General features: G+C 42.2%; 10 protein-coding genes. 4 read left to right on the forward strand and 6 right to left on the reverse strand.

Features of this window, described 5'->3' with window-relative positions; translation table 11 throughout:
• Nucleotides 1-180: 180 nt before the first annotated feature.
• The 4 genes from I6F42_RS12070 to I6F42_RS12085 all read left to right on the forward strand — a co-directional run bounded on the left by I6F42_RS12070 (nt 181) and on the right by I6F42_RS12085 (nt 8,483).
• Nucleotides 181-2,712, forward strand: a complete 2,532-nt coding sequence (locus tag I6F42_RS12070) for a TonB-dependent siderophore receptor (RefSeq protein ID WP_197152293.1) — start codon at nt 181-183, stop codon at nt 2,710-2,712.
• Nucleotides 2,713-2,918: 206 nt separating this feature from the next.
• Nucleotides 2,919-3,812 (forward strand): hypothetical protein, encoded by an 894-nt coding sequence (locus tag I6F42_RS12075; RefSeq protein ID WP_197152294.1) that lies wholly within the window; start codon nt 2,919-2,921, stop codon nt 3,810-3,812.
• Nucleotides 3,813-4,034: 222 nt separating this feature from the next.
• Nucleotides 4,035-6,431 (forward strand): PKD domain-containing protein, encoded by a 2,397-nt coding sequence (locus I6F42_RS12080; protein ID WP_197152295.1) that lies wholly within the window; start codon nt 4,035-4,037, stop codon nt 6,429-6,431.
• 162 nt (nt 6,432-6,593) lie between these two features.
• The gene (locus I6F42_RS12085; protein ID WP_010554522.1) at nt 6,594-8,483 is read left to right on the forward strand and encodes a monovalent cation:proton antiporter-2 (CPA2) family protein; all 1,890 of its coding nucleotides are present in this window, start codon (nt 6,594-6,596) and stop codon (nt 8,481-8,483) included.
• 125 nt (nt 8,484-8,608) lie between these two features.
• Here I6F42_RS12085 and I6F42_RS12090 read toward each other — a convergent pair whose 3' ends face one another.
• The 6 genes from I6F42_RS12090 to I6F42_RS12115 form a co-directional block, all read right to left on the reverse strand.
• Entirely contained in the window at nt 8,609-8,890 is a 282-nt protein-coding gene (locus tag I6F42_RS12090; protein WP_033026271.1) for a hypothetical protein, read from the reverse strand.
• A gap of 275 nt (nt 8,891-9,165) precedes the next feature.
• Nucleotides 9,166-9,879, reverse strand: coding sequence for a hypothetical protein (locus I6F42_RS12095; RefSeq protein ID WP_197152296.1), 714 nt, complete (start codon nt 9,877-9,879; stop codon nt 9,166-9,168).
• A 139-nt stretch (nt 9,880-10,018) separates the two neighbouring features.
• Entirely contained in the window at nt 10,019-11,809 is a 1,791-nt protein-coding gene (locus I6F42_RS12100; protein ID WP_197152297.1) for an alkaline phosphatase, read from the reverse strand.
• A gap of 11 nt (nt 11,810-11,820) precedes the next feature.
• Nucleotides 11,821-13,410 carry an alkaline phosphatase gene (locus I6F42_RS12105; RefSeq protein ID WP_197152299.1) on the reverse strand — a complete coding sequence of 530 codons (1,590 nt, stop codon included), beginning with the start codon at nt 13,408-13,410 and terminating at the stop codon, nt 11,821-11,823.
• 209 nt (nt 13,411-13,619) lie between these two features.
• Complete coding sequence (locus I6F42_RS12110) at nt 13,620-16,055, reverse strand: TonB-dependent receptor (protein WP_101217640.1); 2,436 nt, start codon at nt 16,053-16,055, stop codon at nt 13,620-13,622.
• Nucleotides 16,056-16,261: 206 nt separating this feature from the next.
• The gene (locus I6F42_RS12115; RefSeq protein WP_197152301.1) at nt 16,262-18,001 is read right to left on the reverse strand and encodes a solute:sodium symporter family transporter; all 1,740 of its coding nucleotides are present in this window, start codon (nt 17,999-18,001) and stop codon (nt 16,262-16,264) included.
• Nucleotides 18,002-18,076: the final 75 nt, after the last annotated feature.

Below are 18,076 nucleotides of genomic sequence, written 5' to 3' on the forward strand. Positions count from 1 at the left end.
ATTCGCAACCATTCGACACAAGATTGCAACTACAACGATCCAAACGCCTATATCGCGCGTAAACAGTGACCTTATATGTTAACAACTTAGAATATCTTAGATAGTTTTTATCTTTGCACTAGGGTAGTCGCTTCTATATGATGCGCTCCTTTTCGACTAGCAGCTCTTGGGGAACAATTAATGACTTTTAAGCGTTTATCTGCAAATAAACTAGCACTTAGCTTGGCCGTTACCACTGCACTTAGCACTCCTTACTCTATGGCCGTTGCCGCAGAGCAAGATAATCAAGCAGAAAAGAATATCGAAGTAATTTCGGTTACCGGTACTCGCAGAAGCTTACGCAGTATTGCCGAAAGTACGGTACCCGTAGACATTATTACCAGCGGTGATATGCAAAGTACGGGTCAGCTAGAAATAAGCCAAATACTAGCAAACCAAGTACCTAGCTTTAACTACCCAAGTGCCACTATGGGTGATGGTACTGACCATGCAAAACCAGCTGTTTTACGTGGATTAGCACCCGATCACACATTAGTACTTATAAACGGTAAGCGCCGCCACGCTGGTGCGCTATTAAACTTAGCGGGCGTTGTTGGCCGAGGCTCTACAGCTGTTGATTTGAACATGATTCCAACCTCTGCAATTAAACGTGTTGAAGTACTACGTGACGGTGCAGCCGCACAGTACGGCTCTGATGCAATTGCTGGGGTAATTAACATTGTACTTAAAGATGCCTCAGAAGGCGGTAGCGTTAGCGTAACGTACGGTAAATACGACACTCAAATGGCTGGTGTATCTCAGCTAGACAGCACCTATGCAGACGCAAACGGCGACTTAGCCTTTAATACCGGTGGCGACAGAGAAGTAAACGACGGTGCAACACGCACTGTTAGTGCAAACTCTGGTTTTGCGTTATCTGATAACGGCTTTGTAAACGTATCAATTGAATACCGTGATAACGACTCAACTCAACGCTCAGGCTTTGACCCGCGTCCACAATACGCCAAACTTGATGACGGCAGCCTAGACCCACGCGAATTTACTGTCGATCGTTACAACCACCGTTTTGGTAAAGCCGACCTTGAAGATTACGCATTGTTTTACAACATGGGTTACGATTTAGATAACGGCTTAAACCTTTATTCATTTGGTAGCTACTCAAAGCGTGAAGGTAATTCAGGTGGTTTTTACCGCCGCGCAATAGACAAGCGTAATGTTTTAGAAGTATACCCAGATGGCTTTTTGCCGCAAATTGAAACTGACGTACAAGACTACTCATTTGCACTGGGCTTACAAGGCGAAACTAACGACTGGACATGGGATGTAAGTACCAACTACGGCCGTAACGACTTTGGTTTCGGTGTTGTAAATAGTATTAACACATCACTAGGTGCCGACAGCCCAACCGAATTTGACAACGGTGCATTGGTTTACGATCAGTTTTTAGTAAACGCAACAGCCAATACCACTCTCGATTTAGGCTTACCTGATGACGTATTTTTTACCGTAGGTACTGAATACCGCCACGAAAGCTACAAAATAGAAGAAGGCGAAGAAGCGTCTTACATCACTGCTCTTGATAGCGACGGCAATCCAATTGCAGCCGGTGGCGCGCAAGTACTCGCTGGCTTTGGACCAGAAAGTGCGACTGACGAAAGCCGTCATAACATCGCTTTATTTGTTGAGTTTGATACTTACTTAACAGAAAACTGGAACGTCGTTTTAGCAGGCCGTTATGAAGATTACAGCGACTTTGGTGACACATTTACCTCTAAGCTTGCTTCGCGTTACAGCATTAACGAGAACCTATCGCTACGTGGTGCAATTAGCACAGGTTTCCGTGCGCCATCATTAGCACAAAGCTCGTACCGCCAAATCTCTACCGTACTTGAAAACAACCAACCACTTGAGGTTGGTTTATTCCCTACCGATTCTGCAGCAGCACAAGCACTAGGTGCTCAGCCGTTAGATGCTGAAGAGTCAGTAAACGTAACAGCAGGCTTTATTTACACGCAAGGCAGCTTTAGCTTAACGGTTGATGCATATCGCATTGATATTGATGACCGTATTGTTTTGTCTGAAAACCTAGAAGGCGATGCCGTAGTAGAAATACTACAAAATGCCGGTGAATTAAACACGCAACTCGTACGTTACTTTACTAACGCTATCGACTCACGCACGCAAGGTGTAGATATAGTTGCTACTTACAACTTAGATTTAGACAACTTAGGTGATTTACGTTTAAACGTAGCCGCTAACTTTAACGACACCGAAGTAACACACGTAAACGACAACCCAAGCGAGCTTAACTCACTAGGTGACGACTACGTAGTGTTTGCGCGTCGTGAAGTAGGTCGTTTTGAAGAAGGCACACCAGATAGCAAATGGAACCTATCGGCAGTGTGGAACTTTAACGAATGGCAAACTACGCTTCGTGCCACACGTTATGGTGAAGTCGCTGATATATCAACAACAGCCGATCGCGATGAATACTTAGACCCTAAGTGGATCACCGACCTAGAAGTGGCATACCGTCCAGACGAATATTGGAAATTTGCCATAGGCGCAAACAACTTATTCGATCAGTACCCACAAGCAACCGTGGATAACATTGGTTATTCTGACTTTGGCCAAATATTCCCGTACACACCGTATGCACCTTACGGATTAGACGGGCGCTTTTTATACGGTAATATTACTTACAGCTTTTAATTAGTTTACTAATAAAAGCAGAGCAATTATAAAAGGATGCATCACGCATCCTTTTATATTAATAATTAGTTATTTTAACCACTTATTAGTATTTCAACTTTCATAAAAAACCACCACCCTATACAAAACAACAGCTTACATTTCGGCCTCATTTTTGCTCTATATTGTTTATATAAATACAAACAATAAATACCAAAGGACTAAACATGAGCTCATCAACTGTATCTAACATTACAAAACCACTTTCACTTATTGGCGGCATTTTATTATTAAGTGGCTGTGTATTTCATATATCGCCAAGCGTTGCCTCAGTAAAACAAACAAAACAGCTATCACTGCCAAGCAATAATTTAGAATATTTAAATGTGTTAAGCGGCGCAGGTAGCCTTGAAATAAAAGGCTCAAAAACGGCCACCAGCATCAGTGTTGATGCCACTATTTACACAGCCGACATTGAAGACGAATACGAGCTAACGCTCGAGCAAGACGGTAAACAGGCAAAGCTTGTTGCCCAAAATAAAAGTCGTAATGGTATTAGCTTTTACAGTGGCCAATCTCCAAGTATTAATTTAGTGGTTACTGTGCCAAGTAATCTAAATTTAGATATTGATGATGGCTCTGGCGACATTTTAATAAGTGCTATGCAAAGCAATATTGATGTAAAAGACGGCTCAGGAGATTTAACGATAAGCGGTGCTAAAAACCTAACTGTTGACGATGGATCAGGTGAAGTAACCCTTGAAAACATCGCAGGTAATTTAGAATTAACCGACGGCTCTGGCAGTATTCATATAAACAACGTAAGCGGCAATGCAACTATTGACGATGGTTCTGGCGAAATGCACGTGAGCAACATAACCGGTTCGCTAAACGTTGAAGATGGATCGGGTGATTTAGTGATAAGCCATATAAGCGGTGCTGTTAATGTTGATGATAACTCTGGCGACATGGTCATTGAGCATATTGGTTCAAGCGTAACAATTGAAGACGGTTCGGGTGATATTCGCGTTAACCATGCCAAAGGGCTGACTATTACTGAGTCGGGCTCGGGCGATGTAAGTATCGATAATATTAGCGGTTCAGTAAAAGTAGCTGACTAACTTTATTTAAGCGTTATTCAACTGCCATTTAATATACTTTATGCCCTATCAATCTGGGCATAAAGCACTCCTCTCAAAGTATAAGTTATTTAAAAGCAGCACTGCTTCACGTTAACTATTTCCTAAAATAATATAAAAAGTACCTATTTTGATTTATTTTTTTGCTTTATAGCTAATTTGGGTACATATTAATATTCAACTTATTAAAAGGATATTAATATTATGAAATGGAAGTTATTAATTTTAATTACTGCTTTATTCACCCTCGTAGCTTGTGGCTCTGGAGGTTCAGACTCCAAAACAGTAACTAAACCAGTCAGTACTAACACAAAGCCTATTGCAGTTATTACCACCGAGCAATCGGGATTTAAAGTAAATACCACCCTCGTTTTTAGCGCAGCACAAAGTAGTGACCCCGATGGCGATGCACTCACCTATCAATGGCAATTAACCAGCAAAAACGAACAAGTAGAAATACCGATTACGGTTAATAATGAAAGTACCGTTGAGTTTTCAGTATCTGAAGCACAAGAGTACCAATTAGTATTAACCGTGAGTGACGGCAAGCTTTCAAGCACACCGGCACAAAAACAATTCACCGTTACTGCAAATACCCAACTAATTGCTAACGCAGGTAGCACACAAACCGTTAAGCAAGGTGATGTTGTCCTTTTAAATGGCGCGCAAAGTAGCACAACCAGCGGCGCCATTAATCAATACAAATGGCAGTTTATTACCAAGCCTGTAGCAAGTAATGCAACGCTTGAAAATGCGACTCAAGTAAAAAGCCAGTTTGTTGCCGACGAAATAGGCGAGTTTAAAATTGAGCTTACCGTTACTAATTCACAAGGTGATACAGCAAACACTGTCGTACTCATAAAGAGTGAATCACTTAATTCTAACTCATCGCCACAAGCGGTTATAACCGTAGAAAATAAAACAATTGCCCCAAATGAAGTTGTTACACTTTATGGTAACCAAAGTACTGATCCCGATAAAAACGATACGCTTAGTTATGTCTGGGCAATTACATCAAAACCCCAGGGCAGCACACCAGCTCTTTCAAACATGCAAAATCATACCGCTGGGTTTTCAGCGTCAACAGCTGGAGATTACGCGCTTTCACTCACTGTTACCGACCAACAAAACAAAAGCGATACCGCATCAGTTACTTTAACTGTTACCACAAGCAATAAAGCCCCAATAGCAACTCTTGAATCCGAACGTGATATTACGTTAAACGAATCAACCACTTTGCAGTGCCAACAATGTAGCGACCCAGACGGAGATACGCTGAGTTATAACTGGCAGTTACAAGCCAAGCCTGTAAATAGCGCATCGCAACTCACTAACAACACATCAGCAACGCCCTCTATTATTGCCGATAAAGAAGGCGACTACGTTGTGGTGCTTACAGTGTCTGATGGGCAATTAAGCTCAAACCAAGCAACCTCAGTACTGCACGCCAGTAGCAATAAAAAGCCTATTACTTTGGTAACTTATGAAACCTCCATAACGGTTGATGAACAGGTTTTACTTGATGCCTCAACTAGTTACGATCCAGAGGGCCAGCCACTAAGCTACCAATGGGAAATCATTTCGTCGCAAAGCCAAGCAACGCTTAGCAGTAATACAATATCAAAACCAACGTTTAGTGCATCAGTAGAGGGGCAAGTTGTTATTTCGTTACGCACTAACGATGGCGTGCAGTTCTCTGACACAAAAACCCTAACAATTGATGTAATACAAAACGCATTGCCAGTAATTAGCTTCACGGGGGAGCAATCACGCTACGATGTAGTGGGCAATGCAGTTAAATTTGATGTAAGCCAAAGTTACGACCCAGAAGGAACCTCTCTCGATTACGCTTGGACGCTATCAGCGCCTTCAGGCTCGAGCACCAGCTTAAGCAATACAAACCAAAGTATTACCGAATTTATCGCCGATATGACAGGTAGTTATACGCTAACCCTTATAGCAACTGATGCTGATGGCTTTTCAAAAAGTGTGCAATTTTCAATTACAGTAACCAGCTCTGCCCTACTTACCGGTCGCATTAAAGGGCAACTCACTAATGTGCAAAAAGCGGCTATAAGCAATGCACAGCTAACAATTAATGGACAGCAGTACAGCACCAACACAAACGGCTTTTTTGATGAAGAGGTTAATTTAGCGCAAGGTGAAAAAATAACGATAACAACAGCAGATCAAAGGCTTGCAGCTGGGGAATACAACTCTGTAGCGATTACGCAAAGCAACTTTACTGTGGATATAGGCCAAAATAGCATGCCCGTTTTACAAGCTGTTGAGGTTTCGGTATTTGTGTGTGCTGAGTTTTCAGGCCCCGACACCATTAACCTACGCTTTAACATGGTAGATACACTTTTAGCGTCAGATAGCTTTCAATTTAGCTTTGATCAAACCAAACCACTTACTTTGCAAAAAAGCGGAAGTACTTACCTCGATAGCGAATTGGATATCGACCTACCTGCATCAGCCGAATTTGAAGTAACAGTAATTGAAACAAGCGTTGAAAATACAATCAGCTCAAACATTACTATTTACCATTCTGATTCAGGCCAACCAAGCTCAGCAATTATAAGTATTTGTAATATTTAGTCCCCAACAAGCCCTTCAACATAAAGTGCTATTTTTAGCCCAGTAGTTATAACTATTAGTGTTATAGCTACTGATAAATAAGCAACTTTGAGCCATATAATCCATTGTATTTTATAAGCAGCTAAGCCATTCTAAAAGCCTTGATGTTATTAGGATAAACGCGTGTTAGAAATTGCTTTAATTTACTTAGCAGCAGCCATTGTAGCTGTCCCTATTGCAAAACGAGTCGGACTTGGCTCTGTGTTAGGTTATTTAATTGCCGGCATACTCATTGGCCCTTATGCGCTGGGTGTTGTGGGCGATCAAACCGATGTAATGCACTTCGCTGAATTTGGCGTAGTAATGATGCTGTTTTTAGTGGGCCTTGAACTACAACCTTCGCGTTTATGGACATTACGCCACTCTATTTTAGGGCTTGGCGGCTTACAGGTTGTGTTATCGGCAGCGGCTATATTTGCATTTTGTTATTGGTTTTTTGCCATGCATTGGCAAACCGCACTCGCCATTGGTTTAATGCTCGCGCTCTCCTCTACGGCTATTGTGTTGCAAAGCCTTGAAGAAAAAGGCTGGCTAAAACAAGAAGCCGGACAAAACGCTTTTTCGGTATTGCTGTTTCAAGACATCGCAATTATTCCTATTTTAGCCCTATTGCCACTGCTCGCATTTGCCCCGCAAACTAGCACAAAAGAAATCAGCGATTCGATTATTGCAAGTTGGCCTGTATGGCAACAAGTATGTGTATCGGTTGCGGTTATTGCCGCTATTATTGCCGGCGGTAAATATGTATCGGCGCCGTTATTTAGATACATTGCTCAAACACACATGCGTGAAATATTTACTATTTTTGCACTGTTTTTAGTGGTCGCTATTGCGCTAGTTATGCAAAGTATTGGTTTATCGCCTGCCTTGGGAACTTTTTTAGCCGGCGTTGTACTTGCCGAGAGCGAATTTAGACACGAATTAGAAGCCGATATAGAACCCTTTAAAGGCTTACTGTTAGGATTGTTTTTTATAACTGTTGGCGCATCAATTAACTTTGAACTGCTATTTAACGAGTTTAGTACCGTTATAGGCTTAGTGGTTTTACTTATTGTAGTTAAAGCCTGCATTTTATTTGCCCTTGCCGTTACCTTTAAAATTAACAGTAAACAGCAGTTATTATTTGCCTTAGCGCTTGCCCAAGGGGGTGAGTTTGCCTTTGTACTTTTAAGCGTAACCACTACCTTAAGTATTTTAACGCCCGAGCAAACCAGCCTTGTTACCTTAGTTGTGGCGGTATCAATGCTAATAGCGCCGTTATTACTTATGGTTTATGAGCAAATACAAAAACGCAGCAGCAGTGCTCTGCCTGAGTTTGATAAGCCAGAGCAAATTAGCACCGCTAAACACGTAATTATTGCGGGCTACGGACGTTTTGGCCAAATTATGGGGCGTTTACTGCACGCGCAAGGCTACGAAATTACCGTACTTGATCACAGCCCTAGCCAAATAGAATTACTACGCCGTTTTGGCAATACCGTATTTTATGGCGATGCCGCACGCCAAGAACTCCTTGAAGCCGCAGGCGCGCACACTGCGCAAATGCTGGTAATTGCAATCGATAACCCCGATAAAACCATTGAGATAATTAAGCTCGCGCATAAAAATTACCCGCAGCTTAAAATAGTTGCTCGCGCAATCGACCGCCGTCATGCGTATCAGTTACTTAATTTAAAAGTAGATGCGTTTAACCGCGAAACAGTCGACTCAGCTATTAACCTTGCCGTAGAGGCACTTGAGTTACTAGGTAACACTAAACAAGATGCAGAGCGCGCCGGTAAGCTATTTAGAGACCACGACCGCGCTGCAGTACTGCAACTGGCTGCATTGTGGGGAGACGACGCCAGCTACGGCGTAGCAGTTCGCCAACGCATGGAAGATTTAAAACAAGTACTGCAACAAGATAAACAAGCACAAAGCGATTTAAATACCTGCGACAGCGGCGATTGCGAAGACGGCTTAACAGAAGTAGCGAGTAAACCTAAAAAGCCTGATGATGCTCATCTTGAGTAGTGTTAGGCGGTTGAGTTTGAATTCTTAGTGGTAAGATCCAAATAATAGGCGGCTACAAGGTAGCCGCCTATTATTTGTTAGACTTAGTTTTCTTGAATGACTTTGCCCTACTCGGAATAAAACCGTTATACGCATGTACTCTTAATTAATGAATTTTGTTTATGAATTTCTTTAGAGTCTTCATTAGTTTTTGCGATAACCAGATCAATTTTAGCTTTTTTGCATTTATCAGATAATTCTTTACTCATAAGGTGACTTTGGTCTTTTTGATACTGAGTCATACCTTCCGCACCGCTATATTGATCTCTATTTTCGGGTGCTCTGTCTTTTTGGTATGAGGGTGGGTGAGTTGCACCACATGCTGATAATAAAACGATTAGTGAAATTGGAATTAATTTATTAAACAATGCTAATACTCCTTGTGCATATAACAGCTCTACCAAAGGACATTTCCTTATTTTCACTAAAACGTCCCGATAGTGTGAACTTCTATTAATAACAAATAGTATAAATTTTTACCAACTATAAATGTTATACAAACGATGATCTGCTTGGGAAATAAGAGAAAAGTAGCTTGATGATAGGACTTTGATGGTTGTAGCTTCCATTACCTAACTTATTAAATACCTACTTTTAGCTCATAGCCTTGTCATTTTTTAGCTATGAGCTACACATCTAAAACCTAGTGGTGATGTCCACCTTCAATAGCTTCACCCTGCTGGTTATAAAATCCTGTTGCGCTGTGCTCTATAAAACCAAGGTTGATCATTTTAGCTAAAAACGGGTCGTTTTCGTTATCGCCAATGTCGGCGTAGTCGGTGGTTTGAAAGCGATCCCATTTGGCAAACTGCGCGGTTATTTCTGCTTTATTACTGTTTACATTATTAAGGCTAAGCACGGTGTTCGTTTGGGCTTTTTTATTGGTTACGCTAAAGCTTTTAACCAAATTTGATTGCGTAAATAAAGCGAGTTTAAATTGGTTGTCACCTTCAGTAAGTTCGTAGTTTTTTACTTCATCGCAGCCTGTGCCTTGGGTGTTTAAAAGCGTCATTTTTTCTATTAAGTGCGCATCCACCAGCTGGTTTTTAGCACTCCAATTTTGTACGCCGCGTACCTCAGATGGCTGATATTCAATACCGCGTTGCTGGGCATTAAAATAACGAATAGGGCGAATTTGCTTATTAGCTAAATGTTGCCAAAGCTCGGTAATTACTTGGCGTTGATGCGCTACTTGCTGATCGTTTCGCCAAAGGGTAAGTGACTCATTACTTTGCTGTGCTTTATGGCTGTTGGTAATTTTATAATCGGCTTTTAAATGCTTGGCATCAATATCGCACTGCGAGGCAAAGCTACTTGTACTTACAAGCGTGGCAATTATTAATAACGCTTTTTTCATTTAGCTATCTCTTATTTATATTTCAAGTTTATGGCAATAACATAACGATTATAAATGTCAGTTTAATGACAAAAACCCCGCAAAGTAGGCGGGGTTTTTTATTTAGATATATTTAACTAAATTTATAACTAGCCGGTATTTATTGCGCTAGTTTTTCGTCTGCAGTTTTTACAAAATCAGCTGCAAAGTCCATTACATGGAATAAAAAGCTTTGCTCGTTTGTGCCTGTTACCAAGTGTGCACCTGGTCCCATTGCATAAACGCCTACGTCTTCACCGGCATGTGTTTCTGAGCCCATTGGTACCAGTGCTTCTTGATGAAAACCAGGTGTGGTTGTATCAACATCTGTTAAATCAACACGCCCTGTAACTGGTGCAAAGGCGTAACCTGCATCGGCATCAGTCTCGCTACCTAGGTTTCTAAAGCCACCACCATTGGTGTAACCAACCGTTGTATAAGGCATATCGTCGGCGGCTAAGCTTGGCTCAGTAGCGCCCACTGCAACCACTTTACCTAAAATTGGGTTACCGCGTTTAGGGTAACCGGCAATGGTAAATACATGGCTGTGATCGGCAGTTACAACTATTAATGTTTCTTCTGGGTTGGTGTTTTCCATCGCCACTTTAACGGCTTTGGCAAGCTCAATAGTGTCGTTTAACGCGTTATAAGCGTTACCCGCATGATGCGCGTGGTCAATTCGACCCGACTCAACCGTTAAGAAAAAACCTTGCTCGTTGTTATCAAGTACGTTTATTGCTTTTTCGGTCATTTGCGAAAGCGAAGGTTCGCCTGCAACATCGTTTGCGCGGTCAGCTTCGTACTGCATGTGGGATTCGTTAAATAAGCCAAACACTTTAGTGGCGTCGTCACTTATTGCATCAAAACCGGTTTGATCCATTACGTACGTGCCATTTGGATATTGCGTTTTCCACTCTGCGGTTAAGTCGCGGTTATCTGTACGATCCCCTTCAACAGCACTTACTGCATCGGCTGAATTAAACGCGGCATCTTTTGGTAAAAAGTGACGACGACCGCCGCCCATTACTACGTCAATACCGTCTACATCAACACCACTAAAGCGTGCTTCTAGGTTGGCTTCAAAGTTAACCAGTTGCGATGCAATGTCTTCACACGTTGCGGCACTTTCTGGCATATCGGAGATATCTTCCCAGTTACGCTCTGCCGATTTAGCATACGTTGCAGCGGGTGTTGCGTGAGTAATACGCGCTGTAGAAATAATCCCTGTTGCTTTACCTGCAATTTCAGCAAGCTCTAACGAGGTAACAAGTTCGTGCCCTTTGCCTGATGCACAATTACCACGTTCAACCGCTTCATCAATACCAATAACGCCTGCGTCGGTTTTAACACCCGATGCCATTGCGGTCATAGTGCCTGCCGAATCTGGCGTTTGCGCATCTACGTTGTATGTTTTTACAAAGCCCGAAAAAGGCATAGTTTCAAAGCTTAACTGGTGATCTTCACCCATTTCGCCCTCTAACTGACCCGCTAAAATACGTGCTGCGGTTATGGTAGAAATACCCATACCATCGCCCACAAATAAAATTACGTTTTTAGCCTTACCTGATTCAGTAACAATGTTACTACTGGCTGTTTGTGCAGCACCTAATTTTGTTTGTGCTTCACTAAACCACGTATTACTAGTGAGCGAGGCTAACTGCTCGCTTGTTAACGACGTTGCAGGTGCATTACACATTAAATTAGTTGAGTTAACTTCGTCGCTATCTAGCACGTCGTTATTATTGGTATCTGCGCCTACTTGCGTCTCTACACCGCCATTAATACACGGCTCAGAGCCCACTGCAATAGCGTTATCTACTGCGATAATATTGTTTTCATTTTTGTTATCGTCACTCGAGCAACCTGCTAGCGCGACCATTACTGCCAAAGAAAGTACCGTTAATTTGTTCATGTTAGCCGCCATTATTGCTGAGTTAGTTCAAGAGCTTGATTAATTAAATGAAATACAACGTTTTGTTCAATTACGCCTTGTGCTAGCTGAGCACCAGGACCTTTAGCATGCAAAGATATGTCTTCACCTGCGTGTGTTTCTGACCCCATTGGTACGGTTGCTTCTTGGTGAAAACCTGGGGTTGTTGTATCTACGCCATTTAGCTCAACACGCCCTGCTACAGCAGCACTTGTGTAACTTGCATCAGCATCAGTCTCGTCGCCTAGATTTCTAAAACCTAAGCCATTTGCGTAACCTACTGTGGTGTACGGCATATTGTCGGCGGCTAGGCTTGGTGTTGTTGCACCTACTGCAACTACTTGACCTAAAATTGGATTACCACGCTTAGGGTAGCCTGCAATAGTAAATACATGGCTGTGATCGGCGGTTACTAAAATAAGGGTTTCTTCTGGGTTGGTGTTATCTACCGCTGCTTGTACGGCTTTAGCAAACTCAATGGTGTCGTTAAGCGCATTGTATGCATTACCCGCGTGGTGCGCATGGTCAATTCGACCCGACTCAACCGTTAAGAAAAATCCGTTATCGTTTTTACCAAGCACTTCAATTGCTTTAGTGGTCATATCGGTAAGTGAAGGCTCGCCCGCTACGTCATTTTCGCGGTCAGCTTCGTACTGCATGTGGGATTCGTTAAATAAACCAAATACTTTAGTGGCGTCATCTGCTATTGCATCAAAGCCCGTTTGATCCATTACGTATGTGGCATCTGGGTATTGTGTTTGCCACTCAGTTACTAAGTTGCGCTCGTCAGTGCGGTCGCCTTCTATAGCACTTACTGCATCTATTGAGTTAGCTGTTTCGTCTTTTGGTAAAAAGTGACGACGACCGCCACCCATTACAAAATCAAGACCGTCTACGTCGGTCCCTACAAATCGTGCTTCTAGGTTTTTTTCAAAGTTAACCAGTTGCGATGCAATGTCTTCACAGCCACCCGTTACGGCATCTTCTGGCATATCTGATACGTCTTCCCAGTTACGGTCAGCCGATTTAGCATATGTGGCAGCAGGGGTTGCATGAGTAATGCGTGCTGTAGAAATAATACCGGTAGATAGCCCTTTAATTTCAGCCAATTCAGTTGCGGTAATTAGCTCGTTACCTGCCACTGTTGAACACACGCCGCGTTCAATATCTTCGTCTACACCAATAACGCCCACATCGGTTTTTACACCGGAAATAATAGCCGTCATCGTGCCTGCTGAGTCGGGAGTTTGAGCATCTACGTTATACGTTTTAACTTGTGCAGAGTATGGGAACTCTTCAAAGCTTAAATAACCTTCTTCGCCAGATTGGTTATTACGCTGCCCTTGTAAAATGCGCGCGGCGGTAAGTGTAGAAATACCCATGCCATCGCCCACAAATAAAATAACGTTTTTAGCTTTAGTGGCTTGTGTAGCCTGCGCTTGTGCTGTTTTTGTTGTTAGTTTAGTTTGCGCAGCGCTATACCAGCTGCTGTCTTTTTGGCTTTGCGGTAGTACATCAGCATGGCTAACTGCGCTAAACGCAAATGTTAGCGCGATTGCCGCAGCGACTTTTTTAATTTTCATCCGTAATTCCCATTGTTTAGTGGTTATTTTTTGAAATGTGTAAACACAAAAAAGATCAACCGCTGCACTATAGAAAACAGATGTGACTGATAAAGGTAATTTTGATGAAAGTAAGATGACTAAACTATTACAAAAATAAGTCACAAAAAAAGCGCAACGCGTTAAACGTTGCGCTTTTAAGGGAAATTATTGAGGGAATTATTTAAATATTAAAAACGTGCTTTAAACGATACCCCAAAGTAGCGTTCTGCATCGCGCGGTATTTGGTAACGGAAGTTATCGCCACTGTAGGTAGTTACGTAGCTTTCGTCGGTTAAGTTTTTAGCAATAAGCGATACCCTAAACGCGTCATCTTTAAACGACAAACCCACACTTGCATTTAAAATACCGTAATCTGGTAATAAAGCAGCTGGATTAAATTCGCCTACGTTGTCTGGTAGGTCTGAGTATTGCTCATCGGTGTAAATGTATGAGCTGTTTATGTGTACGTTAAAACCATGGTCGGTTTCAATAAAGTAATCAGCCGTTAGTGAGTATTTAAGATCTGGCGAAAATGGTACATCTAAACCTGAGCGGTCAGTACACGAACCCGCAGCTACTTCTGCCGGACAATTAAACTCGTCAATTTCGGCTTTAATGTAAGCAACACCACCGGTAAGCGTTAGCGACTCTGTTGCAGCCCACATAAAGTCAACTTCAACACCTTGTGTACTTACATCGCCCGCATTGGTTAAGCGGGTAATACAGGTGCCGTCTGAACAGTCAAAGTTGTTAGCTTGAAAGCCTTCAATTTCGGTTCTGAAAAGAGCCATGTTAAATACAAATTCGCGGCTTGCGTATTTGTAGCCTATTTCATAAGCGTCTGACTCTTCAGGTGCTATTTCGCGGCTGTCGTTATCTGGATTAAAGTTATAATAAATATTAAAACCTGGGCCTTTGTAACCTTGCGAGTAAGTACCGTATACCATTTGGCCATCGCCTAAATCGTATTGCATACCTAGACGACCCGATACGTTGGTTTCTTCGGCTTTGCCTTCATCATCTGTATTAAGTGTTGCTGGGCGCACGCCTACACCGGTGCGGCCATATACATCATTACTTACACGGCGATGCGTGTAAGACACTTCATCGTCGGTGTAACGAATACCAAATAAAACGCGTAAATCTTCAGATAAATCGTAGGTACCATCGGCAAAGGCTGCCCAGTTATTAAATTCTGTACTCATAAAAGCAGTGGCCGATACAATATCGTTTGCGTTACAGCTAACGCCTAGGCCTTGTGTGTAACCTTCTAAATCAGCAAGTGCTGTATCAAGCTCAGCGCCCGATAAGTTATTTTGCGCGTAAAAAGCCATTGCGCTATCAAGCTGGCCACCATTATTTTGGCAACTTGCATCGCGAGTAAAGTTACGTTGTGAATCCATGTTCCAATAAAATAAGCCGGCAACATAATTAAATGGCCCAGCTAGGTTTGATGTAACTCTAAACTCTTGTGAAAACTGATCCCATTGCTGTGCACCAATATCATGTAACTGAAACGGCGCGCCAAATACCGGCTCACTGCTGTCGCCAGCAATAGAGGTAAAGTCGCCTTCGCGGTATTCTGTGTTATCCCATGAACGCTGTGCAGTAATTGAAGTATACGTATAGTCGCCAATTGTTTTATCAACTTGCACCGAAAATGCGCTATGTTCGTCAATTGTGCGCGACTCGTAGTCATGGTCAACTTTGCGCTGGTCTAGGTCAATATCGGCTACACCATCCACAATGCCGTTACTGTTTGGCGCTGCTTTTGAATCAGGATTACGACCACTTGGCAGGGCTTCTAAGTCGGCACAACAGTCGTCATCTGCGTTATAAAACTCAGCTATAAATTTTACGCTTAAGTCGTCCTCTGGCTCGTATTTAAATACAGCACGTGCACCTTCGCGGTCATAACCGTTTACTTTTTCGTTGTTGTAAACGTTATCAATGTAACCGTCAAACTTGCCTTTAAATACTGTTAAGCTAGCGGCTAAATCGTCGGTTAAACCGCCGCTTATAACACCTTTAAAACGGTATTCGTTATCTTGATAAAACGAGGTTTCTACGCTGCCGGTTGTGTCGTACGACGGATCTTTAGTGGTAATATTTACCACACCTGCTGAGGCGTTTTTGCCAAATAACGTACCTTGTGGCCCGCGTAATACTTCAATGCGGTCTACGTCGTATAAATCGGCAAATGCTTGACCCGAGCGGCCAAGTACCACGCCATCAACAACAGTTGCCACACTTGGTTCGGCAGCAATACTAAATGAAATAGTACCAATACCGCGCACTGTTAGCGCTGAGTTACGTGTTGTGGTGCCTTTTCTAAAGCTAACCGAAGGAACAAGTGACTGTAAGCCTTCCATGTTATTAGCAAAAGCTGAATTAATTTGATCGCTATTAAGTACCGATACCGCAACAGGTACTTCGTTTAAACTTTGCGTTCTTTTTTGTGAAGTAACGACTATTTTTTCAAATGTATCGTTTTTAGCTGTTTCTGTTTTTTGTTGTTCTTGTTCGGTTTGCTCTTGCTGTGCATGTACCTGCGCGCTAAGCGCTAAACCGGTTGTCATTGCTAACGTGACTGCCAAGCTTAAGACGGACTTTTTAGCTCTCATGTCATTCTCCATATTGTGCGTGTGCTGTGTGGTACCGCGCTAGCAATTGTGTGAGTTGCTAAAAAGCGGTGTCAGTGTGTGTGATCTTTCCTTAAAGCTCTTATATCTTATATAAGAGCTTTAAATTTAAACAAACTATCTTACTAATGCAAACATTATGTGAATTAAATGTGATTTAAGTTTGGTGTATAGAATATAGCCGCACGTTATGCGGCGTTTTTAGCACCAATACGCGCTAAGCTATTTTCGTAACGAACCTGCCAACGACGTACACTCCACCAGCTAAGCACTAAAACAGTAGACCAAACAGCAACTAAACTTGGTACAAAGTACACACTGGTTCCACCCACTAATCCGAGCGGCGAAAACAATATATACAAGCTAACAATCAAGCCTACTAATACAATTGCGCAAGGTAATGCGTATTTCCAAGGATTAAGGTCTACCTCAGCTTTGCGTGTAAATTGCCATGGTGTTTTAAGTGGTTTGTAGTAACCAATACCCAGCATTATTGCCAATTCAATTATGAACAAAATGGCGTAAATATGAATAAAGTTAATGTCTACATCCCATACAAATTTAAGCAAGGTGTAGGCAATAATATGGAATATAATCGCGACTTTAGCGCCCAGTGCAGGCACTTTTCGAGTAAACAAACCAACCAATACAATTGTGATGACCGGAATGTTGTAGAAACCTGTAAACACACGAATAATGTGCCATAAACCTTCAGGTGCAAACATCAATAATGGCGCAGTTATAAACGACAATATGGCAATAACAATACTGGTAATTTTGGCTACTTTTATAAGTTGGCTGTCTGTTACCTTATTTTTTTTTATTGGCTTATAAACATCTAAGCAAAATAAGGTCGCCGCGCTGTTGAGCAATGAATTAAATGAGCTAAATACAGCACCTAGCAATACGGCCAAAAAGAAGCCAGATAAATACTGTGGAAGTACTTCTTTTACCAAATGTGGGTAAGCTAAATCGATAGTTGGCAGGCTTTCGTGTTTATAAAGATGGTAAGCAATAACGCCTGGGATCATCATCATAAACGGTACTAGCACTTTAAAGTACCCTGAAAACAACACCCCTTTTTGACCTTCAACTAAGTTTTTAGCGCCCAATGTACGCTGGATCACATACTGATTAGTGCCCCAATAAAACAAATTAGCTAAGATCATCCCTGTAAAAATAGTGCCAAATGGCACGGGATCATCGCTACTACCAATAGCATTGAGCTTTTCTGTGTCGGTGTTTACTAGGGTGCCTAATCCTTCTGAAAAACTACCATCACCCAATGCAATTAAGCCCAGTGTTGGCACTAAAATACCAATAATTAATAACCCAACACCGTTAATGGTATCTGATACCGCAACCGCCTTTAAACCACCAAATACAGCATAAATAGCCCCAACTGAACCCACTGTAATAATGGTCACAATTAGGCTTGCTTGGTAGCTCATATTTAATAAGGTGGGTACATCAAAAAGTCTAAGTACGGCAATTGATCCTGAGTACAAAACAGAAGGGATCGTTATAAAACAATACCCTACCATAAATAAGATCACCGTCATGCGTCGTACGGTATCGTCAAAACGATCCCGTAAAAATTCAGGTAAGGTAGAAAACGCGCCCGCTAAATAACGAGGCAAAAAGATCAACGCCATAATAATGGTTGAGATCCCTGCGGTTACTTCCCACGCCATTGAGCTTAGGTTGTAACCATAAGCTGAGCCATTAAGGCCAATTAGTTGCTCGGCCGATAAGTTAGTGAGGATCATCGACCCTGCTATAAATGTACCTGTTAACCCACGACCTGCTAAAAAGTAGCCATCTTGGGTGTTAACTTCCCCTTTGGTTTTTTGGTACGAGATATATCCCACCAGCGCCATAAACGCCAAGCACGATAGCAGTGTCATGGTAATGTTCATACCTTCCATCTTGCGCCCCTTTTAGCTTACTTTACTCGGTAAAAAGTAAGCTAATATCTTTATTATTGTGTGTTGTATATGTGT

The organism is Pseudoalteromonas sp. SWYJZ12 (assembly GCF_015864395.1).
GTDB classification, from domain to species: Bacteria; Pseudomonadota; Gammaproteobacteria; order Enterobacterales; family Alteromonadaceae; genus Pseudoalteromonas; species Pseudoalteromonas arctica.